The sequence below is a fragment of the Pedobacter nutrimenti genome, assembly GCF_003208655.1.
Classification (GTDB): Bacteria; Bacteroidota; Bacteroidia; order Sphingobacteriales; family Sphingobacteriaceae; genus Pedobacter; species Pedobacter nutrimenti.
Genome location: NZ_QKLU01000003.1, coordinates 595,411 through 616,045, shown reverse-complemented (window position 1 = coordinate 616,045; position 20,635 = coordinate 595,411). Strand labels below are relative to the sequence as shown.

General features: G+C 40.0%; 24 protein-coding genes. 13 read left to right on the top strand and 11 right to left on the bottom strand.

Annotated features, from left to right (window positions below):
- Window positions 1–46 precede the first annotated feature (46 nt).
- Complete coding sequence (locus tag B0O44_RS10840; protein WP_110830126.1) at window positions 47–1,639, bottom strand: hypothetical protein; 1,593 nt, start codon at window positions 1,637–1,639, stop codon at window positions 47–49.
- Window positions 1,639–2,094, bottom strand: coding sequence for a hypothetical protein (locus B0O44_RS10835; protein WP_110830124.1), 456 nt, complete (start codon window positions 2,092–2,094; stop codon window positions 1,639–1,641). Before B0O44_RS10835 ends, B0O44_RS10840 begins: the two co-directional genes overlap by 1 nt.
- A gap of 88 nt (window positions 2,095–2,182) precedes the next feature.
- Here B0O44_RS10835 and B0O44_RS10830 point away from each other — a divergent pair, with 88 nt between their 5' ends.
- A complete protein-coding gene (locus tag B0O44_RS10830; RefSeq protein ID WP_110830122.1) occupies window positions 2,183–2,563 on the top strand; it encodes a hypothetical protein in 381 nt (126 codons plus the stop codon).
- A gap of 36 nt (window positions 2,564–2,599) precedes the next feature.
- Here the strand turns inward: B0O44_RS10830 and B0O44_RS10825 are convergent, their stop codons facing one another.
- Window positions 2,600–3,952, bottom strand: coding sequence for a serine hydrolase (locus tag B0O44_RS10825; RefSeq protein ID WP_110830119.1), 1,353 nt, complete (start codon window positions 3,950–3,952; stop codon window positions 2,600–2,602).
- Between the two features lie 111 nt (window positions 3,953–4,063).
- Between B0O44_RS10825 and B0O44_RS10820 the strand changes: the two genes are divergently transcribed.
- The 3 genes from B0O44_RS10820 to B0O44_RS10810 all read left to right on the top strand — a co-directional run bounded on the left by B0O44_RS10820 (window position 4,064) and on the right by B0O44_RS10810 (window position 7,590).
- Entirely contained in the window at window positions 4,064–5,509 is a 1,446-nt protein-coding gene (locus B0O44_RS10820; RefSeq protein ID WP_110830117.1) for a hypothetical protein, read from the top strand.
- 154 nt (window positions 5,510–5,663) lie between these two features.
- Complete coding sequence (locus B0O44_RS10815) at window positions 5,664–6,962, top strand: AAA family ATPase (RefSeq protein ID WP_110830114.1); 1,299 nt, start codon at window positions 5,664–5,666, stop codon at window positions 6,960–6,962.
- A 10-nt stretch (window positions 6,963–6,972) separates the two neighbouring features.
- Entirely contained in the window at window positions 6,973–7,590 is a 618-nt protein-coding gene (locus B0O44_RS10810; protein WP_170123308.1) for an RloB family protein, read from the top strand.
- Here B0O44_RS10810 and B0O44_RS10805 read toward each other — a convergent pair.
- A complete protein-coding gene (locus B0O44_RS10805) occupies window positions 7,587–8,843 on the bottom strand; it encodes an RNA polymerase sigma factor (protein WP_110830110.1) in 1,257 nt (418 codons plus the stop codon). The genes B0O44_RS10810 and B0O44_RS10805 overlap by 4 nt on opposite strands.
- On the bottom strand, window positions 8,843–9,181 hold the full coding sequence (locus tag B0O44_RS10800) for a YciI family protein (protein WP_110830459.1): 339 nt from the start codon (window positions 9,179–9,181) through the stop codon (window positions 8,843–8,845). The genes B0O44_RS10805 and B0O44_RS10800 overlap by 1 nt, the downstream gene beginning before the upstream one ends.
- Before the next feature lie 202 nt (window positions 9,182–9,383).
- Between B0O44_RS10800 and B0O44_RS10795 the strand changes: the two genes are divergently transcribed.
- Genes B0O44_RS10795 through arsB form a run of 4 tightly spaced genes read left to right on the top strand, consistent with a single transcriptional unit; the run spans window position 9,384 to window position 11,718 of the window.
- Window positions 9,384–9,713, top strand: coding sequence for an ArsR/SmtB family transcription factor (locus tag B0O44_RS10795; RefSeq protein ID WP_110830108.1), 330 nt, complete (start codon window positions 9,384–9,386; stop codon window positions 9,711–9,713).
- A 36-nt stretch (window positions 9,714–9,749) separates the two neighbouring features.
- The gene (locus B0O44_RS10790; RefSeq protein ID WP_245943640.1) at window positions 9,750–10,199 is read left to right on the top strand and encodes a DUF6428 family protein; all 450 of its coding nucleotides are present in this window, start codon (window positions 9,750–9,752) and stop codon (window positions 10,197–10,199) included.
- An 11-nt stretch (window positions 10,200–10,210) separates the two neighbouring features.
- On the top strand, window positions 10,211–10,630 hold the full coding sequence (locus B0O44_RS10785; RefSeq protein ID WP_110830457.1) for an arsenate reductase ArsC: 420 nt from the start codon (window positions 10,211–10,213) through the stop codon (window positions 10,628–10,630).
- A gap of 11 nt (window positions 10,631–10,641) precedes the next feature.
- Window positions 10,642–11,718 carry an ACR3 family arsenite efflux transporter gene (gene arsB / locus B0O44_RS10780; RefSeq protein ID WP_110830106.1) on the top strand — a complete coding sequence of 359 codons (1,077 nt, stop codon included), beginning with the start codon at window positions 10,642–10,644 and terminating at the stop codon, window positions 11,716–11,718.
- Here arsB and B0O44_RS10775 read toward each other — a convergent pair.
- Window positions 11,690–13,228 (bottom strand): PepSY-associated TM helix domain-containing protein, encoded by a 1,539-nt coding sequence (locus B0O44_RS10775; protein WP_110830105.1) that lies wholly within the window; start codon window positions 13,226–13,228, stop codon window positions 11,690–11,692. The two genes, arsB and B0O44_RS10775, sit on opposite strands and share 29 nt — an antisense overlap.
- Before the next feature lie 219 nt (window positions 13,229–13,447).
- On the opposite strand from B0O44_RS10775, the gene B0O44_RS10770 reads away from it, so the two are divergent.
- The 3 genes from B0O44_RS10770 (at window position 13,448) to B0O44_RS10760 (ending at window position 15,960) form a co-directional block, all read left to right on the top strand.
- Window positions 13,448–14,020 carry a GNAT family N-acetyltransferase gene (locus B0O44_RS10770; RefSeq protein WP_110830455.1) on the top strand — a complete coding sequence of 191 codons (573 nt, stop codon included), beginning with the start codon at window positions 13,448–13,450 and terminating at the stop codon, window positions 14,018–14,020.
- 83 nt (window positions 14,021–14,103) lie between these two features.
- Entirely contained in the window at window positions 14,104–15,291 is a 1,188-nt protein-coding gene (locus tag B0O44_RS10765; RefSeq protein ID WP_110830103.1) for a hypothetical protein, read from the top strand.
- 90 nt (window positions 15,292–15,381) lie between these two features.
- Window positions 15,382–15,960 (top strand): YdeI/OmpD-associated family protein, encoded by a 579-nt coding sequence (locus tag B0O44_RS10760; protein ID WP_110830101.1) that lies wholly within the window; start codon window positions 15,382–15,384, stop codon window positions 15,958–15,960.
- Here the strand turns inward: B0O44_RS10760 and B0O44_RS10755 are convergent.
- The 5 genes from B0O44_RS10755 to B0O44_RS10735 form a co-directional block, all read right to left on the bottom strand.
- Window positions 15,957–16,721: a methyltransferase domain-containing protein gene (locus B0O44_RS10755; RefSeq protein ID WP_110830099.1), complete on the bottom strand. Its 765-nt coding sequence runs from the start codon at window positions 16,719–16,721 to the stop codon at window positions 15,957–15,959. The two genes, B0O44_RS10760 and B0O44_RS10755, sit on opposite strands and share 4 nt — an antisense overlap.
- Before the next feature lies 1 nt (window position 16,722).
- Window positions 16,723–17,175, bottom strand: coding sequence for a copper resistance protein NlpE (locus B0O44_RS10750; protein ID WP_110830098.1), 453 nt, complete (start codon window positions 17,173–17,175; stop codon window positions 16,723–16,725).
- Between the two features lie 143 nt (window positions 17,176–17,318).
- Window positions 17,319–18,023: a hypothetical protein gene (locus B0O44_RS10745; protein ID WP_110830096.1), complete on the bottom strand. Its 705-nt coding sequence runs from the start codon at window positions 18,021–18,023 to the stop codon at window positions 17,319–17,321.
- A gap of 227 nt (window positions 18,024–18,250) precedes the next feature.
- A complete protein-coding gene (locus B0O44_RS10740; protein ID WP_110830094.1) occupies window positions 18,251–18,715 on the bottom strand; it encodes a hypothetical protein in 465 nt (154 codons plus the stop codon).
- A 56-nt stretch (window positions 18,716–18,771) separates the two neighbouring features.
- Window positions 18,772–19,227 (bottom strand): carboxypeptidase-like regulatory domain-containing protein, encoded by a 456-nt coding sequence (locus tag B0O44_RS10735; protein ID WP_110830092.1) that lies wholly within the window; start codon window positions 19,225–19,227, stop codon window positions 18,772–18,774.
- 524 nt (window positions 19,228–19,751) lie between these two features.
- Between B0O44_RS10735 and B0O44_RS10730 the strand changes: the two genes are divergently transcribed.
- Together B0O44_RS10730 and B0O44_RS10725 are read left to right on the top strand one after the other, a co-directional pair.
- On the top strand, window positions 19,752–19,961 hold the full coding sequence (locus B0O44_RS10730; protein ID WP_110830090.1) for a hypothetical protein: 210 nt from the start codon (window positions 19,752–19,754) through the stop codon (window positions 19,959–19,961).
- Between the two features lie 67 nt (window positions 19,962–20,028).
- Complete coding sequence (locus tag B0O44_RS10725) at window positions 20,029–20,589, top strand: helix-turn-helix domain-containing protein (protein ID WP_110830088.1); 561 nt, start codon at window positions 20,029–20,031, stop codon at window positions 20,587–20,589.
- Window positions 20,590–20,635: the final 46 nt, after the last annotated feature.

Below are 20,635 nucleotides of genomic sequence, written 5' to 3'. Positions count from 1 at the left end.
TTTGACCAGGGCAAAAGTACCGGTGGTATTGGAAAAAAATTTAACTTTAAGATTTATCCACCACTGGTGCCACCGGTGGCAGTACTTCTTCCAAACGGATGTTGCTTAAACGATCTAAATCTTTTAAGCTTTTAGCCACTTCACTGCCCACCACCAGGATACTTTTTTTCGAGCTGGCACTGTAAAAATACAACCTGATTTTTTTTGATGTCAATGCTGCAACTTTAGGCTGGCTGATCACGTTGCGCAACCACTGTAAAAACAGCTCGGGTTCGTCGTCTGTGAACAGGGTGACCTTCATGTCCAGCGGTGCGCTAATGCGCAGCACATAGTCTTCTTTGCCTTCGTCTATATTGGCCACCACCCTATAGGTATTTTTACAAAATCTTTGGGCATCAATTTTAAGTTCCTGAGGCACTCCTTTAATGAGCTTCCGGTAGGTAACATGGTCGTCGTATTCGAGCATGTTGTTTCCGCTTTTTCCCTTTTCATTGCCAACCATTCTAACCGAGCCTTCATAACTGCTGCTTAAATTGATGTCTGTTGCATTTTTACAATTCACATAGGTTACCCTTCGTTTGCTAAAACTCAGGTCTTTTGCCGGGGTTGCCTGATTGTCTGCGTCAAAAAGGTTTTCAAAATAATAAACGTCCTGTGTATCGACCAGATGGGCATCCTTTGGGTTTTTAAATTGCAAAACTGCCGTTACAAATACGTTTAAACTAATGTCCCCGCCTGGAAGGGCCCCCTGGGTGATGCTTAAAGATTTTTCCTTCATTGCAAAACCAAGCCGCATTCTTTCCAGTTTAACGGCCCTGGCTTCGTTTATGACCTGCTCATTTGCATAAGCCGCCTCGGCCTTTGCCGTTGCTTTGGCATCAGCTGTGGTATTGGTTTCCCTGTTGCTGGTGCTTCCATTTTCGAAACTGTTTACGGCATTGTTTTTTCCGGTCTCTTTATCACTGCCATTATATGCGGTACCCGTATAGTCGTTTTTCCTGCTGTTGGAATTGGAAGATCCGTTTACCGTTTTTTGCGTGGTCCCGCTGCCCAAGCTGCCTTCGCCGGTTAACTTTAAATCGTATTTAACGTTTTGCATTCTGCTCAGGGCCCCAAAATCGGCCTGCTCAATTTCATTTTGCAATTTATCTATAGAATAAAAGGAGGCATAGGAATCCGGGGCAATGCTTAACGTGGTATTTAAAAGTTCCATTCTTGTTCCCGGATGCATCATCAGTTTACTGTTGTAATATTTTTTGGTGTTCGAAAATTCAAAAACCAATTTAAACTCGTCAAACTTAGTCGGGCGTGCTGCCGCCTCTTTTTTTTCTTCCTTGACAAGTGGAATTTGTAATGCTTTAACCAGTTCTTCCGGAGTTTTGGTTCTGGCGGCCATGGTTTTTAGATACAAGTGTTTCAACGAATCGGGAAAATCGACAAAAGTCCGCAGCACTGGCTTGTCTTCTTTGGGTACAATAACGGGCCTTGGTGTTACTGTCACCTCTAACACATCCATTTTTGTAGAATCGTAACCGTAAACCCCTTCATGGAAATTGGTCAGTATGGGTTTTGCCGCACAGGAACAAATGAACAAACCTGCCATACCGGCAAGTAAGTTCAAAACAAATTTTCTGTTCATCAGTAAATCAGTTTAAATTCATCGTAATAACTTGTAGGGGTATCTGCAGCGCACCTTGCAGGAAAGCGCCGGATAAACACTGCATGGAACCGGTCGCCCAGGTCTTCTCCATGACAGAGTATGGGTCCGTGGTTCATAGAAAAATATTCGATACCGGCCTGCAGCCAAACTTTGGTGCCTGCCAAAAGCTCCGGGCCTACGGCCAGCAGCAGCACAATATCTCCAATGGAAACCCCTGGCAGTTGCAGTAAATTGCTGTACGCGGTTTTCACTGCTGCCAAAAGTTCATCATCGGGTATACTTAGCTGGAATTCCAGCGCTCCGGCTAAGGGTTGAACAATTTTAATTTTGTTTTTTTCTCCGGTTGAAGGGTACTTGTGGTAAAAGTACGCCGAGGGGCTGACCTCGTCTGATTTTTGGACTTTGAGAACAGCCTTTTTAAGTTTTTTGAGCATAATTCAAATTTGAGAGGTTAATTAATACCCCTAATATAATGAATTACAAGTACTTAAAAAACAATAAAAGATTAAATAACAATGAAATTTGTCAGATAGAATAGAGCAAAAACTATTAGCCATATTAGGCAATCCGGGAATAGAAGATCCAAAACAAATTCTCAAACAAATCGTTATGGACATTAAAAACCAAACTACCGGTGAACTTTTACAAGACAAACATATATACCAATTGCACGTGCTCGTTCAATTGCGTAACTTAGAAGACCAATTAGATGAAATTATGGTATCAGTAAACGAATTTTTCAACATTGAAAAGGACCCTATTTATATTAGAGGTGAGAAAAAAGGATTTCACAAAAAAGCTTTAGGTATTGCACTTGAACTTAAGAAAAAAGGTATGGACAATGCTTTCATTAAAGAAGTGACCAAACTTTCCGCTGAAGAAATCGAAAGCTTAGAATTATAACCAACAGCTCCCGAAATACACAATTTTTTTCAAGCCCTACAACCGTTCACCGCTTTTGTTGGACACGCCCTGGCTTATTTTAATTTCGTTCATTTTATTTCCCGAAAGTTCTTTAAACCTGATCTCCATATCGTCGTCATCTAAAAAAAACACGTCTTTCTTTTCGGCAAACATGGGCACCGGTTTTTGGTCATTGAGCTGAAAATACAACTGATCTTTAACCCGGCTAATGCTTACCTGATAAGTGGGCGATATGTTATATTTTCCAACATAAGTATTTAAAGCCTCGTCGTCGAGCACAACAGGCTTTTTAGCCTGTGGCACCTTATAAGGGGCATCAAGCAAAATGGCCAGCACTGCATTTCCTATAGGCTCCAGTTTTCGGGTGGTGAGATTGTTTAAAAGTATAATGGAAATGTTATTGTCGGGCTCCATAATAAAACAACTGGTACCGCCTTCTACATTGCCCGAATGGTTAATAATTTTTTTTCCTTTCAGAGAATCTATAAACCAGCCATAACCATAACCACTGATGTGGTCCCTGGTGGCTTCGTCAAAGCTTTTGGCCGAAATAAACTGGTTTTTTCTCAACACCTGGTACCACTTTTTTAAATCATCGACGGTACTGTACAATGCACCGGAGGAATAAGTGGCATAAGGGTTCCAGGATGGGGCTAAACGCTGTTTGCTCTCCGATACATAGGAATAACCAATGGTTTTATCGGGATCAGACAGGCTTTGAAAATCAAACCCGCTATGGTCCATTTTAAAGGGTTTTAAAATATAGCTTTCCATTGCTTTTCCATAACTTAAACCCGTAACCTTCTCAATAATAAAACCCAAAAGGTCATAGCCCGAATTGCAATAGGAAAATGCCGTTCCCGGACGAAAATCCAAAGGTTCGTTTTTAAAATAGGAGATTAATTTTTCAGGACTCACCTTTTCCCTGCTGTTAAGGTCTTTCAGGTAAGCAGGGCTTCTGAATATCTCATACAAACCCGAACTATGGGTCAGCAAATGCTCAATTTTAATTTCCCCTCCCCTGGGGAAACCTGGCAAATATTTGCCAATGGTATCTTCAACAGAAAGTTTATGCTGCTCGGCCAGTTTTAAAATCAATGCAGCGGTAAAGTTTTTGGTCAGCGAGCCGATTTGAAAAATACTGTTCCGGGTAATGGCTTCTTTTGTTGCTGCATTTTTATACCCAAACGATTTCTGATAAATCACCTGGCCATTTTTACTCACCAGTGCCGTTCCGTTAAACTGGTGGAGTTTTGCATAGGCACTTAAAAGTTCATCGATTTTAGCAGAATTTTCCTGCGCGCCTGCCAGGCAAGGGCTCAGCAGAAAAAAGATAAGGGCAATAGCCTTTAAATTAAATGAAGTCATGTTGCTTTTTGGTCCGGTGGTATTTTAATATTGAAATTACTAAAATAGCGCAAAGTACCGGTGCTTTTGAAAATATTTTTTATACGGGAAATTCTGTATCTTGATTACACCATGTATTTAAAAACTGAAAAGCCACAGGAACATAAAAGCAGTGCTGCCGCAACGTCTGTTAGCCAAAAAACGGGCAGTAACAGACAAGCTTTGCAATTTAAAGACCACCGTCCCGAAGCGGTTAGAATAAGGGAATTTCAACAAATGGCAAACAGCAGTGAGGTTATCCAGGCTGTATTTCAGCCAGACAGCTCCTACCGCTACACTGGTGAACAGAAAAAATTTACAGTAAGTATTGGAGAAAACAAAACCCGCGCCCAACTGATCAAAACCGGAATGGTTTTCGATGCTACAGAGGCGGGTGAAGAGCATATAAATTTAAAAGCCCAGGGCCAGCCCGCAGGTGGCTACACCCTGAAATTAGGCATTAATGAGGACGACCACTTTGACCTTACTTCTAAAGAAGGCGACTGGCACAAGGATGTGCGTGGCATTTTAGAGTCACAGAAAACCACAGAAGAAAAAACGTTCGCCCTAAACCAAAAAACTCTTAACGCCGAACAGTTTGAAAATACAGAACGGCTTAAAGAAGTTGTTAAGGACGAAAAAATGCTGCACGGAATGAAAGGCAGCGCCAACCGCTCGGAAATGTATAAATTTATCTCTGACAGAAGTACCGAAGAAGGCCAGACGCCTTTGGATTATGCGGTACTAAAATATGGGGAAGAGCGGGGTGCCAAACTCGTCGAAAAATTAACTGTACTTGGCGAAAAATATACTCCGCTGGTTCATGATATGGGACTGGCCCATGAGGATACAAGAGTAAACGATTTTGTAGATTTTGTAAAACAACTCCGGATCGAGGAAAAAGAACCTGATGACATCTGGAAAACCCTGGAAGCTTTCCGTCAGTCGAGAAAAAAAGTCAGTTTATACCGGGGCATGAACCTAACTCCTGAGGAAACAAAGCATATATTAACTCATGGTATGGACCCAACCATGCTCCGTTATCAGGGTGGTAATGATCCTATGCATTCCCTTTTGGCCCCCCAGGTAAAATCTCTTATCAAACTGTCTGAACTCGAGAAAGCAAAAAGACACATCCGGACGGCTACACGCCCGCTGGCCAGGGCCACTGCTTTACAGGTGGAAGGCATGGGGAGAAAAACTTTTCAGGGCGAAATTTCCGGAGGGGAAGATTTTTTCCACTCTTTTGCCAAAGAAAGAAAGGTTTCGGAATATGTTGCCAGTACCCCTGAATTATCGGGGATACCCAAACCCAACCAGACCATGAGAATGATGCGGGTCAATGTTCCGGACATTGATGTGATCAAGCCAGAAGCAATAGATGGTGGTGACAAGGAATTCAGTCCTTCTAAAGAGGATATTCTTGGTGAGATGAAAAAGAAGAACTTAGAGCTTCCTGAGCAAACACCTTATTCTGATATTGAGTCTTTAATAGCCGGCAGGGTTTTTCCGGGAGAGATAGAGGAAGAAAAACTTTAAGGCTTTAACCGTTCTACTTCTTTGGCCAGGGTTTTCTTTTCTCTAGACCCTGGTACTTCATGCAAATTCAGTTAAAAACAAGATTTACCATATTGCAGTAAAAACAAATTATAATAGCTATATTTGAATATAACCTACGAAATAAATAAAAATAATGATACATTATTTAAAAATAATGAATTTTGGTCCAATCAAAGATGAAATAGAAATCAACTTTGAAGTTGCTGATGGCATTGAAAAAGATGCTTATGAAATTGAAATGCCTGATGGAAGAAGGCTATTAAAACTCGCCTATATATACGGGGCAAATGCTTCTGGAAAAACCACTATACTCAATGCTTTTGCATTTATTAAAAAGCTACTATCGGAGCCATTGACCACAAAATCAGAAGAACTGGATTTTGATCCTTTCTTGTTTTGTAAAGATCCTTTAATAAACAATTCATTTTTTGAGCTTTCCTTCTACTTTAACGGCATCAGGTATGTTTATGACCTTACATTTAATAAGCAGGTTATTTTACAGGAAAAACTTAATTTTTACAAAACTGCTAAACCCGCTTTACTCTTTTCCAGAGACACAGATACAGAAAAACTTCTAACCAAAATTCAATTTGGAAGTACCATTAAAGCGCCGGTTAGAGAAAAGGATTTGTTAGAAAGTAATACACTTCATAATAACACTGTACTTGGCGCTTTTACAAAAACGAATGTAGACATTCCCGAACTCTCAAAATTAAGGGTATGGGCTACCGATACTTTTGCCGAGGACTTAAAATTTGGTACCGATGCGATTATATCCAATGCCTTTAGAATAGAATCCAGTAAAAAATTTAAGGCATGGATGAACGAATTCATGAATAGGGCTGACAATCAAATCCTTTCTATAAATGTACCAAGTTTACAAAACCAGGTTAAAAATCTCTTGAATTCAAATATTCTTTCAGAAAAGGATTTAATGAATGTATACGGCAACTTTAACAACAGAAACTCAAAAACATCTGAAATTGAAATTGATTTTATACATCAAACCAGCCAAGGTGAACAATACCTGCTTCCTTTGCAAAAAGAAAGCAACGGCACGCAAAAATACTTTAGCCTGGGAGGACAGTTGTATGACTTGATCTATCGAAATCAATTTAAATGGATTGACGAGCTGGAAGGTTCCTTACACCCTGATTTAATGAAATACTTTCTCCAAATGTTTTTAATGAATTCAAATGGATCTCAATTGTTAATTACAACACATAATTTCTCTTTAATGGCCGATACAGATTTTATCAGATGGGATGCGCTTTGGTTCAGTGAAAAAAATGAAGACGGAACCATCAATCTATATTCCGCAGCTGACTTTGATACAGCAACATTAAGAAAGGATGCAAGTCTGATTAATGCTTATAAGGCTGGAAGACTTGGTGCCAAACCAAATCTGGGCTCCCCTTACCTTTCCAATTAATAAATTACTTATGGGAAGAGAAAGGAAGCTTATAAATGTTAGAGAATCCGTTGCACTAGTTGGAGATGGAGAAACAGAACGTATTTATTTTTCAGATGTCAAACAGACCGACAGACCAAAAAGCTTAACACTTGCGCCAGATTTTCCAAAAAAGTTGGGCAGCTACCGTGGTGTTTTGGACAGGGCAATGCAACTTATTGAAAACCATTCCAGGGTTTACGCGCTAATAGACATGGATAAAATTATCCAGGATCATCAACAAGATAAATACAGGGAATATAAAATCAGGGCTGAAAACAATGGAATAACTGTGTTAGAAAATAATCCATGTTTCGAAGTTTGGTTTTTACTGCATTTTATAGATATTGGAAAAAACTTCAGCAATTGTAATGAGGTGAGTGGCGAGATTAGAAGAAAAAATTATATACCCGGTTACAATAAATCAGAAAAATTCTTAACAGCGGCCCGACTTTATGGAACACATAAAGAGAAATTGATTAGTACTGCAATGAAAAATGCCGCCTCATTAGAAAAAAACAGAGATGAAAGAGGTCAGTTTTACCCAAGAGCAGAAACTTTTAAATTCTTTGAATGGTATTTTTTGGAATTGAAAAACAATAAAGCTTAATGAATTTTAAATTCTTTTTTTAACCGCTCTACTTCTTTGGCCAGGGTTTTCTTTTCAGTTTTTGACCTGGTTAATGCAATGGCTTTCTGATAATGCGATAGGGCTTTTTCTACATCAATGGCTGTATATAAATAGCCCAGCAAGGCGTGGTAGTCTTTAAAGTTTTCCAGCCCCAGTTGTTCGGTTTCCCGGATCCCCTGTTCATAACCATAGACCTTCGCATAGGCAAATGTCCTGTTTAATGCCGTGGCAGGGGAATATTCAATAAGGATCAGCTGGTTATAAAGTTGTAAAATATGTCCCCAGCGCTGCTCATTTGCAGGGCTGGTATGCCAGTACGCAATACCTGCTTCCAAATGGTACTTAGACACCTGTTCTACGCTACAGGCATTGACCAGGTAATAATTTCCTTTTTCAATCAGCTCTTTACTCCATAAATTTTTGTCTTGTTGTTCAAACAAAACAGACTCTCCGGCCTCATTGGCACGGGCTTCGAGCCGTGAGCTTTGAAAACACATCAGGGCCAGCAAAGCATTGGCTTTGCTGCTGTTGGTTAAAGGGCTTTCGGTAAGCAACAGCGTTAAGCGGATGGCTTCTGCACAAAGTTCCTTTCTAATGAGCTGGTTATTTGACTTGGAAAAATAACCTTCATTAAACAGCAGGTACAAGGTGCTCAGCACTGCATCCAGGCGGGCAGAAATGTTTTCCGCTGTTAAAGCACTCATCTGAAACCTGTCTTTGCGTAGTTTTGCCCTGGCCCGCAGCAGGCGTTTTTTTATGGTTTCAGTTTTGCTTAAAAAGGCATCTGCAATTTCTTCTACACTAAAACCACAAAGTACCTGCAAAGCCAAACAAATTTGTGCTTCAACCGGATTTTCGGGATTACAAACCGCAAATATCATAGCCAGCTGGCTATCTGTAATGTTTTGATTGCTGAAATCAAAACTGCTTTCGGGTTCAAAGTCCTGGTTTTGTACAGCTGCTTTTATTTTCGTTTCAAAAAGCTGCGCCCTTTTTAGCTGGTCTTTGGTTTTGTTTTTGGCTACCGTGTACAGCCATGCAGAAGGGTTTTCTGGGATGCCGTTTAAGCCCCAGTTTTCTGCAGCTTTTAAAAAAGTTTCGCTCACCAGATCTTCTGCCATTTCAATATGTTTCAAACCAAAATGACGGCACAATACCGCCGTCATTTTAGCATACTCCAAACGGAACAATTGAGGCAAAAGCTCATGTACAGTTGGCTGGGTTTTATGCATTAGTCACGTTTAATAACTTCCCGCACTTCTATACTGCCCCCAATTTTAAAAATTGGATTCGCTTTTGCCATTTCAACAGCTTCTTCGATATCTTCTGTTTTTACGATAATGTAGCCGCTGATAAACTCCTTAATTTCGGTATAAGGACCATCGGTAACCAGGTTACCCGGCTTTACTGTTCTGGCACTTCCAGTAGACAGGGTATTTCCTTTGTCTACCAGTTTGTTTTGGGCGGCAATACTGCCCAGCCAGTTCATGCGTTCCTGCATTTGTTCCGGTGTCGGTTTAACCGCCGAAGCAGCATTGTCTAGTCTGAAAATTAATACGAATTCTTTCATTTTGATATTTTTACCCCTTAACGATTGAACCTGCCTAAGGGGGACATTTTTTTTCAAATGTATTTTCAAATATAGGAAATGCTTTTAGTGGCTGCTTAACCGGACAACTGATTTTTGTGATCTTCATTATAGTAGCCCTTCCATTTATTTTTCCAAAAAATTTGGATATTTCTTTTATACATCGTAATATTGCGATACAATTATGGGCTTAACTAAAACAGAAATATTTACCGCCGAGCAAAACAGACTGGCGCAATTGCTAAAGGCAATGGCCCACCCTGCACGCATTGCTATTTTGCAGCAAATTATTTCTGCCAACGCCTGTATTTGCGGAGACCTGGTGGAAGAACTCGGGCTGGCCCAGGCCACCATTTCCCAGCATTTAAAAGAACTTAAAAACGCAGGCATTATACAGGGGACCATTGAGGGTGTAACGGTTTGTTATTGCATCAATCCAGTCACCTGGAAATTACTGGAGCATCAGTTGGGCGCTTTTTTTGGTTCGTATAAAGCCAGTCCGGACTGCTGTTAAAATTTTTTGCTTATATCAATCGTAAAATTGCAATATATGAATAATTCAGATTTAATGACCTGGTCTGTTTTTAAGGCCAAACTTCAGGAATATCCCGAACGGATACTTCAGTTTCAGTACGCAGAACAAAAATGGGTAGACGCCTCCTACCACATCACAGAAATCAAACAGGCCCCAATAGTATCTGTAGATTGTGGTGGTGTGATGAACCAATGGACAGAAGTTGTTGTTCAATTGTGGGAACCACCAAAACCCGAGGCCGAACGGGCCATGCAGGTTCGTAAAGCTTTGTCTATTGTAGAACTGGTAGAAAAAAGTTTAAGCCTAGATCCACTCGCCACAGTTAAAATAGAGTTTGGAAATTCTCAATTTGATACCCGGCAAATGTATCCTGCTGCTTTTATTTTAAATCAAGACAACCTTATCGTTAACCTTAATCCCGATTTTACGCAATGTAAAGCCATTGGCCGGGGAAAATGCTGCTAAATTTATTGACAATGAAAAATGTTTTGGTATTGTGTACCGGCAACAGTTGCCGCAGTCAAATTGCAGAAGGCTTTTTAAGGCATTTTGCCGGAGAAAAAGCAAATATATATAGTGCCGGTATAGAGGTGCATGGTCTAAATCCCAGGGCTGTTGTGGCTATGGCCGAAAGTGGCATTGACATTTCGGCACATACCTCTAACCATATTGAGCAGTACAGTGGTGTCCATTTTGATTATGTGATTACCGTTTGCGACAACGCAAAAGAGAGCTGTCCTTATTTTCCTACTCAGGCCCAAAAGTTCCACTACAATTTTCCTGACCCTGCTGGGGCCATCGGAACAGAACAGGAAGTCATGGACGAGTTCAGAAAAGTAAGGGACATGATTAAAGCTTATGCTTTTGATTTTGTTAAAGATCATTTAAATTCTTAAAAACCGTTTTCATGTCATCGATGCAATGCAGTCCTGCTGCCAAAAGAAAAAAACTCGGCTTTTTAGACCGTTATCTCACCCTTTGGATTTTTCTGGCTATGGGGGCCGGAATTGGAATTGGTCATTTTATTCCTTCCTCGGCCGGTTTTATTGGTTCCTTTTCAAAGGGAACAACCAATATTCCTTTGGCCCTGGGCTTAATTTTAATGATGTATCCACCCCTGGCAAAGGTCAGGTATGAAAAAATGGCCGGAGTTTTTAAAGACACCAGGGTACTGGCCACTTCCCTGTTTTTAAACTGGGTTATTGGTCCTGTGCTGATGTTTTTACTGGCCATTACTTTTTTAAGGGATTATCCGGAATACATGACCGGCCTGATTCTTATTGGTCTGGCACGCTGCATTGCAATGGTGGTGGTCTGGAATGAACTGGCCGAAGGCGACAGGGAATATGCTGCCGGGCTAATTGCACTGAACAGCATTTTTCAGATATTGCTGTACAGCGTTTATGCTTATGTATTTATTACCCTCTTGCCTCCTGTTTTTGGAATCAAAGGGCTTCCTGTACAGATTACCATTGGAGAAATTGCAAAAAGTGTAGGCATTTACCTGGGTATACCTTTTGCCTTAGGCATTGGGAGCCGTTATGCCCTGATGGGACTAAAAGGGAAAGAATGGTTTGAGCGCAGGTTTGTGCCCTTTGTTTCGCCCCTCACCCTGATGGCCCTGCTGTTTACCATTGTGATTATGTTTAGCCTCAAAGGGGAACTGATGCTTAAAATCCCTATGGATGTACTTCGAATTGCCCTGCCACTGCTCATTTATTTTGCCATTATGTTTGTGCTGAGCTTTTTTGCAGGCCGGTACTTTGGGGCCGACTACTCAAAAAGCACCTCTATAGCCTTTACCGCTACAGGAAATAACTTTGAGCTGGCCATAGCGGTTGCCATTGGTGTTTTTGGAATCAATTCGGGACAGGCTTTTGCCGGGGTGATTGGTCCTTTGGTGGAAGTGCCTGCATTAATTGCCCTGGTTAACCTTGCTTTCTGGTTTCGTTCCTTTAAAAAATTCGAACACCGCTTAAAGTAATAAGCATAACCGCTAGTATAAATACAGATACAAAAGCCAGGGAAAGACTAAAATATTTTAAGACAGGCCTGCGGCCTTTTTTGAAAGGGGTTAAAAAAATCAGGTTAAAGAGCATGACGATAAAAGCAACCAGAAAGTTTGCCGTCACCAGTATTCCGGTAAAAATCAGCGAAAAAACTGCGGGCTCAAGCACTATTCCAGAAACCAGGCCATACAGCCCTCCCATTAAAAAAGCAAACAGAATGGTCCAGAGCGCATAGCTTATGCCTTTTTTATAATGCAAAGCAATGTATTTCCAGGCACCCGTTCTGGGTACAGAGCTTTCCGCGACAACCGGCTTTGTTATTTTTTCTGGCTGCCCGAGCTTACGCCTGCGTTTTCTTTTCTGTTTTTTATAACGAGGCCACCAGATGATAAACCCGGTAATAAATAAGGCCAGCGGGGTCAAACCGCCTATAATGGCCAGAATTTTAGTCGGCATACCGCCAAAACTGCCATAGTGTATAGGGGTCAGCCAGCTTAAATAGGCTTGCCCAGTATTTGGAAAATCGGTATTGGAATTGAGCAGTATTTTACCATTGTACTGGTCTGAAATAATCATTTGTCTTTTACCGGATTTGGCCACATAAGGTCCTATAAAATCCATCCGGTAAGAACCTGTACTGTCGGCCGGTAAAGAAATAAACTCCAATCGGGCACCAGGCACTTGTTTTTTGGCCAGTTCTGTAATTTGTGGAAGTGGCATGGGTTGTATCCCTTTTGCATAAGCCGATTTGGCCCCCAGTAATTTGGCTACCCCCTGCGGTGACTGGCCATTGAGCAAAAACAGCAATGGGATCACAATAATGGAAAAGGTGATGCAAAATCCGGTAAGGGAAAGTAAAACAACAATTGGTGAAGTGTAAAAACCCAAAACGTTATGCCAGTCGTAATTCTGGCGTTTAAAGCTCGCCTTAAAATTAACCGTTAGCACTTCCTTAAGCTGTTTCCATTTTTTCGGAATCCAGAGCCTTAATCCGCTGATGGTTAAAATAAGCAAACAAAGAGCCGACAAACCAACAATATACCGCCCTATGGCCGGAATAAGCAGGGTCCGGTGAATATTGGTCACCAGTCCAATAAAGGAAGAGCCTACCATTCTTTTACCACATATTTTGGCTGTATAGGGATTGATAAAAATTTCTTTTTCCTGCTTGGGGTCGTATAAACGGTAGGTAGAATTGGCTGTTTGATCTGTTAAACCAATATACATTGGCTTTAAGTCCGGATAATTTTTCCGGATCACAGGCAGAATCTCTTCCAGGGGCATTTTATGCTGCTGCTCGAGGACCTTAAAAAAGGTGGGGTTTAATGCATGGTCTATTTCATCCTGAAAAACCAAAATACTTCCTGTGAGTCCTACGATGGAAACAATAAATCCGGCTATAATGCCCAGGTACAAATGCCATTTTCCAAACCATCTTTTTTGATGTTTTGCCCAGGCGAGTTTTAAGTTTGAGAATTTGATCATATGGTCTGATCAGAAAAAACTTATTGAGGCTGTTTATTTAGATCAATTATAAACAAAGATAAAAGTCAAAGTCCATTCTCCAAATTATTTATCAGAATTCCATATGCCACTATTGCATTTTGGCGCAATTGCGTTACGATTTCATTAAATCATTTATTTAAGTCGTTGTTTAACAGCTTATTTAGTATTTTGGTAAAACTACCTTTAAAAAATGTGCCGATGACAAATGCCCTGCCGAAAGACAAAAACCTGGTTGTGGATATCCTCACCGCCTCCTTTCATGACAATAAAAGTGTCAATTACTTAATCCCCAATGATTCCAAAAGAGTTGAACGCATCCGTTACCTGATGGATTATTCGTTTGAAGTTTGCCAGCTATTTGGCAAAGTGGTAATTTCTGAAGACCGGAACGCTTGCGCCCTGATCTTGTATCCGGATCAAAAAAAAGCTTCACTAAAGGCATTTTGGCTCGATTTAAAGCTCATTCGCCGCTCTATTGGTTTTGGAAATATTTTTAAAGCCATTAGTAAAGAAAATAAAATTAAAAAACTGCAGGGTAAGGGGCCCATGCACTACCTCTGGTTTATAGGTGTAAGCCCTGGCCACCAGAACTTTGGCATTGGCGCTAAGTTGCTGCAGGAAATACTGGCCGAAAGCGCAAAGGACAATTGCCCATTATACCTGGAAACTTCTGCTTCCAAAAATGTTCCCTGGTACCAGAAATTTGGTTTTCAGGTGTATGATCAGCTGAATTTTGGTTATACCCTGTTTTTTATGAAAAGCAGCGCCTAACCAGCAAAGTTAGCTTGTTGCGCTTCAAATATTTTAATTACATTGGCTTGCCCTAATTGATATGGGTTTAATTTTCGCGACCAATGAAATATATTTTTCTTTTCTGCTTCTTTCTGGGGCTAACGCCTGTTTTTGCACAATCCAAACTTCCTGTAATCAGGGCCACCTCAAATAAAGTAGCCATTAACGACGGCGGTTATTTAGACAAAAACCGCTGGACCCTATCTCCTGCCGCAAAGCCCGATGTTTTTACCGCCGACCGGACCCGGGAAACCAAATGGGTTACTTTTTATACAGATCTTGATTCGATCCGTATTAAGGTTAAACCCGGATCGAGCACTGATTTTGTGATTTTACTGAACGGAAAAGATTCCTGTTATACCCGGGTGGTCAGTGCAATTGGCCCCCAAAACCTGGTCAGGAGCCCTAAAATAACCCACGACACCATCCCTTTCACTTTAACCGCCTATAATGCCATAAAGGTTAAAGCCATTGTAAATGATACCGATACCCTGATGGTACATTTTGATGTTGGCTCTTTTGATTTTCGTTTTACAAAGGATGCCATTTTAAAAAAGACCAAATTATTGTCGGGCCAACCCGAAGCTTTGGCCGGTAAGGTAAACCCAAATTACAACAAACTAAACAAGGTGTTTAAGGTACAAATGGGAAACATCACTTTTAATGAACCCGAAATTGTTCCCACAGGTTTTACGGCCAGAGAAATGGACGGCCGCTTTGGCTGGAACCTTTTTGAAGGTAAACAGGTAGAAATTAATTACGACCTCAATGCCATTATTGTGCATTCCAGGTTACCTAAAGCCTTAAAAGGCTATCACAAACAAAAAATTGAGTTTATCCAGTCTTTTGTTTGCGTAAAGGGCAGTTTTGAAATCGGACAAAAAAAATATACGGGTAATTTTCTTTTTGACACCGGCTCAGACCAGGCTCTTATTGTCGACAGCACCTGGGCCAGCAAACAGCATTTCCCAAAAGACCTGAAACTGATCAAAACATCGGCATTAAAAGATCCAAGGGGTGTTAAATACGAAACCCGCATTGTACTTGCGCCCAGGTACAAGATCAACAACTTCGAATTAAGCAATATTCCGGTTTATATGCTGGGCAGTCAAAATCCAACCAGATTTGAAATCAACTTTTTAGGCAATGACCTTTTGAAGCGCTTTAATATCGTATTGGACTTTGAACAAGATTATTTATACATGAAGCCAAATAAATTGTGGGAGGTGAAATACAGGGAAAGTTCTTAATTTTTTTTCTTTCACTGACATAAGGCTGTCACCGGGTCTCCGCATTTTTATGAAAAGATTTAATTTCTTAATTTAACAAAAAGAAGAAATATGGAGACCAAAAACAATATTCCTGCATTTTACGCCAGCTCAACCGAGCAATGGCGCAAATGGCTGGAAGAAAATGCCGCATCCGAAAAGACTGTTCTGCTCATTATGCACAATAAAAAAAGCAGTAAGCCTTGTATCAGTTATGAGCAGTCCGTTGAACAGGCCCTGTGCTTTGGCTGGATAGACAATAAAGCCATGAAACGGGACGAGGAAAGTTCTTACCTGACTTTTAGCCTCAGAAAACCCGGGGGCAATTGGAGCAACACCAATAAAGTCCGTGTCGAAAGAATGATCAAACAGGGCCTGATGACACCTGCCGGACAGGCTTTTATTGACATCGCCAAAAAGACAGGAACATGGGACAGGTTAACCGATGCCCAGAACACCATTATTCCCGATGACCTGCAAAAAATGTTTGACCAAAATGCGGTTGCATTGAGCAATTTCAGTGCTTTTCCTCCTTCTTCCCGGCGGTTGATCCTCGAATGGGTTTCAAATGCCAAAAAAAAGGAAACCCGCGAAAAAAGAATGATACAAACCGTTGAACTTGCTTCCAGAAATGTAAGGGCAAACCACTAAAACCGGGCCTCCATAATGATCCGTTTAAAGGCATATAATACAGGGGTTTTCACAAAGCGCTTATGGATGCGGTTTTTAAATTCCTGAATAAAATCTTCTTTAATTTGTCCCTTTAGCCTGTCCAGATAAGGAATCAACGCTGTACCTGAAATCCATTTGTACAGTTCGTCCTGATGGGGAACAATAAGGGGATAAATTTTCTTATAAATGGTCATGTCCTTACAGCCATTTTCAAAAAAAAGCTGGGCATAATCGTCGAGGCTCAATACAGGTGAAACCCTTCGCCAGTTTCCCAGCGCGTTCCGGTATGACTCCTCCTGTACCAGGTCGTCCAGCATCTGATTCAAGATATTTTCATTTTGCTCTGGCATTTGTATGGCCAGCTGACCGCCTGGTTTTAAGGTCTTAATTATTTTTGGGATCAGCTGCTCATGGTCATCGGTCCATTGTATAGCCGCATTGGAAAAAACCAGGTCCCATTTTTCTTCTGTCGCCACCTGCTCTTCAATGGTCCTTTGTACAAAATGAAGCCGCTGGTTGCCAAATGCTTTGGCCTGTTCCAGCATTTCAGCAGAGGAGTCTATTCCAATAACCTGTGCACCGGGCAGTTTATCCGCCAGTTTACCGGTCAACTCTCCTGTTCCGCAGCCCAGGTCTATCACTTTCATTGCGGGTTTTACGTCAATGAGCGCCAACAGGTCGTAAAAAGGTGCAAAACGCTCCGATTTAAACTTGTTATAGGTATCCGGGTTCCAGGCCATGCTATTTTTTGGTTAAAATATATTTAGCTGCTAAATCTCCAGTAATCTTATTGCCCTGCATGTCCAGCTGGATCAATTGTCCTTCCCCAACCATGTAAGCATTTGGGGCATCTTTTAAACCTTCAAGGGTAATTTTTGAACCTGTTTTATCCCAGTTGAATGTTCCGTTTTCAACAGACACTTTTTTGCCTTTTTCCAGGTATTTGGTTTCCATCGAATAACTTTGGTCTTTGTTTAGGGTAATAATGGTTTCTATGCCCGGACAATCGGCACAAGGTACTGTTCCTTTGTAGGTACCATCCCAGTCCAGGGAAATCTGGGCACTGTGCATATCTCTTTTGGCAGTATCTATGCTTTTTCTGGAGCTGTCTGCAGCAGCAACTCTTTTAGATTCTGAATGGCAGCTCCACAATAAAATGGAAGCCACCGCAAGGGTAAGGAGTTGTTTTTTCATTGTTTAGGATTAAATCTCTTATTAAGACAATTTACAAGGAATTTTGTTGCAAAAAATTAACAGCTGCCAGTTTTATAAAGAAAAACTTTAACACAAACACCCGGTGAAGTGCCGGGCTTTTGTGTCTTTAATCCATTTTACTTTTAGTTCTTCTCTTTATTCAATACCAGATTAGTTAATAACATTGGATCCATTACTGTTTTTCGATCCTTAGGAGACATTGTCAACAAATAAACTGCATCTTGTTTTTTATAGATCACTAGAGAGTAAGGTATTTTTGGCGCAAGTATTCCTTCAACTTCACCCACTATATCCCGGTCCCCATTTTCCTTATACCTCAATGAAAAGTTTTTCAGTTTAAAATTATAGCTAACGAGCGTATCATTTTGAACAATCGTTTTTAACGAATCTCCTTTTATTGATAGAAAAAGCTTTGCGATGGGATCAGGTTTACCTGACTGAATAAGAAAAGAATATAAAGAGGGTGACATTTTGGTATAAACAATTCCACCACTTTGAGCAACAGATTTGTCTTCAACGTTCAATAGTTGTTTCAAAGAAACTGCTTTCGTTTTTCCAATATTATAAATAAACAAATCAAATTTCTCTTCATACTTTACCATATTCACAGGATTACGATATGTGAATGGTTGAATTATGCCCTTCCACTTAGTACTCGTACTGTCAATATTGTTGAACAACTCTTTATACACTATATTTCCAACGTATGGCATAGGGCCATCGGATTCTCCAAACTTCTTTACAGAAGAAAAAAACCAGAACATTTTATAAATCACGAATCCTCCCAGAAGACTATACCATATCCATTTAAAATGCCTTTTTTTCATTTATTCTAATACTATTTATTTAGCCGTTGTCATTAAAGTAGGCCCTACATATCTAATCCATGTCGGTATTGAAAGTGGATCAATAAAAACGCATTGGGTTATTTCTGGAATAATTATCAGTAGGCCACAAGCCCGGTCTTTCGCTGCCAATGGATTCACTACATTAGACTTTCCAATCTCCGGATCATAAAACCCCACTTCATAATCGAACTCAATTTACTCCTGAATCAATAATTTGAAGTCTTTATAACTTTCCCTTGCGAATCAAAAAAAATCGTATATCCGTGAAATAAGAATTCTGAACGTTTTATATTCCCCTCTCTTTCGCCAAAATCACCAATGTGCTTTAAATCAGATGAACTAAATTTAAAGTCGTAATCAAAAATTAAGGGTAACTTATCTTTTTCAATTAGTAAATATCTATTAGTGTTCCTTACAAGCACCTTAACAAAATCATTTCCTGAATTCTCTTCATTTTTAAACAATGAAACACAATACAAACCATCTGATTTAGTCCATAGCATACAGGAAAAGGATATGTCCGGATTATTCTGCCTGGATTTATCAATTTGCTTTTTAAGCTCAATTTCTACACTATCAGATAAGATGTAGACTATTTTCTCTGATTGAGCATTCGCTCTTAGGCTTATAAAAAAGCAAAGAACCAGTAACATAGTTTTTATCTTCATCATAAATCACAAGTCAGCCATTCCAATTACAATAAAGTGGTCCATCTTTAATATCACTTTTATATTTTTTTGCTGTAAGGGGTAAACTCCTGTACATAACAAGCTTTATCCGTTTTGAATATACCTTTCTCAAATGCTTCCTTATGTAATTTGGGAAGTTTCATGAATGTTTTCCTTCGAAGGTTATCTACTCTCTTAATCGTTATAAAATCGTAAGTACCCCTTAGCATCATTACAACCTCCACTTCATTACATTTATCTGCAAGTTTTATAGTTGCTTTATCTAATCCAACAGATTCAAATGATATTTTTTTCACTGAAATAGGGACATCTATTTGAAAAAAGCCATTTAAATCTGTTTTACCAACTTTAACTGTATCATTAATGACAATTGATACATAGGCTAAAGTTTCCAAATGATCATCAACTATCCTTCCCTTAATTGTTTTACTCTGAGCATAAAGAATATTTGTTGAAATACACAGCACAGTACAAATAATGAATAATCTCCTCATCTTCTTATTTTTATGGGCTTAATTATCGGTATAATTGTATTCCTCTGCTTTTACCCGGCCTGGAGTTCTATACAATAGAATAAAACTTGTTTTTGGGATTTTCGGTTTATCATTTCGCCTACCCCCTAACGACCCCTGAAAACTACAAAGTATTACCACGTCATAAAACCTTGGATCACAATTCAGCTGTCCCTTTTCCTTTTGCAATTCCTTGCCGTAATAAAGATATTTGTTTGTCCCCGGTTTCACAATGGCTTATTTTCCGAACGCACAATAATCATCACGTTGCAAAACTTTCGTTAGCTATATTGAAGGGTTCTTATAAAAAACTTACCTTTTCATTGCCCAAATGATCTTTCAGGTTATACTCCTAACTAAAGACACTGCTCTTTATTTTCACATTGTTTGAATTTCGCAAGTATTCCTTTGATTCCTGTAAACGGACAGGCTTTTCCGCAGGGTATATTTGTATCAGTTTATTAGCCGGCTTGTTAGCCGGCTTGACAATTTAAAACGAAGATCTCATGAAAAACCCTACAGAACAATTTGCCATTGATATTGAGTTTGCCCCAAATGGCACCCCCTATTTTAAAAAACGCCGCATTGCGGAATTACACTTATCCGATCAGGTCATGACCTGCAATTGGCCACATCAAATAAAAGCAGCAGAGTATGGTCCCCTACAGGTAAAGGAAACAGATCCGCTGGAATATTATTTATCCATATCGGGATAAAATACCAGCAACAGGTTTCAATGGGATTATCAGATATTTTTTCGAATTTAGTAGAAACAAATGAATTATGCCCTCATCGAAACTTGCTGTTTACCGCCGGAAAAAAGGTCTGACCCAGGAACAACTGGCAGAATTATCCGGTGTAACCACAAGAACAATTCAGCGTATTGAAAAGGGTGCCGTAGTTCCGCACATCCAAACCCTTAAAATGCTGGCCAGCTGTCTGGATGTTGAAACTGAACTTTTAATGGATGCCCCTGAAGGGAATTCAGATCCTAAAGAAAAAACAAAACCCTCGTCGGTCATTCCGCTTTTTCATTTGCTGGCGCTTATCGGTCTGGGACTCCCCATTTTAAACATCATCCTCCCCTTTGTTTTGTGGCTCCTGAAAAAAGATGAAAACCCCGATTCCGATTTGCAGGCCAAACAGGTGCTCAACTTTCACCTCACCATGACCATTCTTTTTTTTCCGTCTATTGTCTTAATGATTTATTATTTTCCTGTTGGTTTTCCACTCACCGTTCTGATCTATGCTTTTATGGTGCTCATGACTTTGATCAACTTATTCCGCTCGGTGAATTTGCAACAGGTGAAGTATCCTTTTTCTTATACTTTTTTTAAAATTTAAGGCCGGATTTTCAAAAAACCAACTTTAAGTCTGTTTTAAGGCCAAT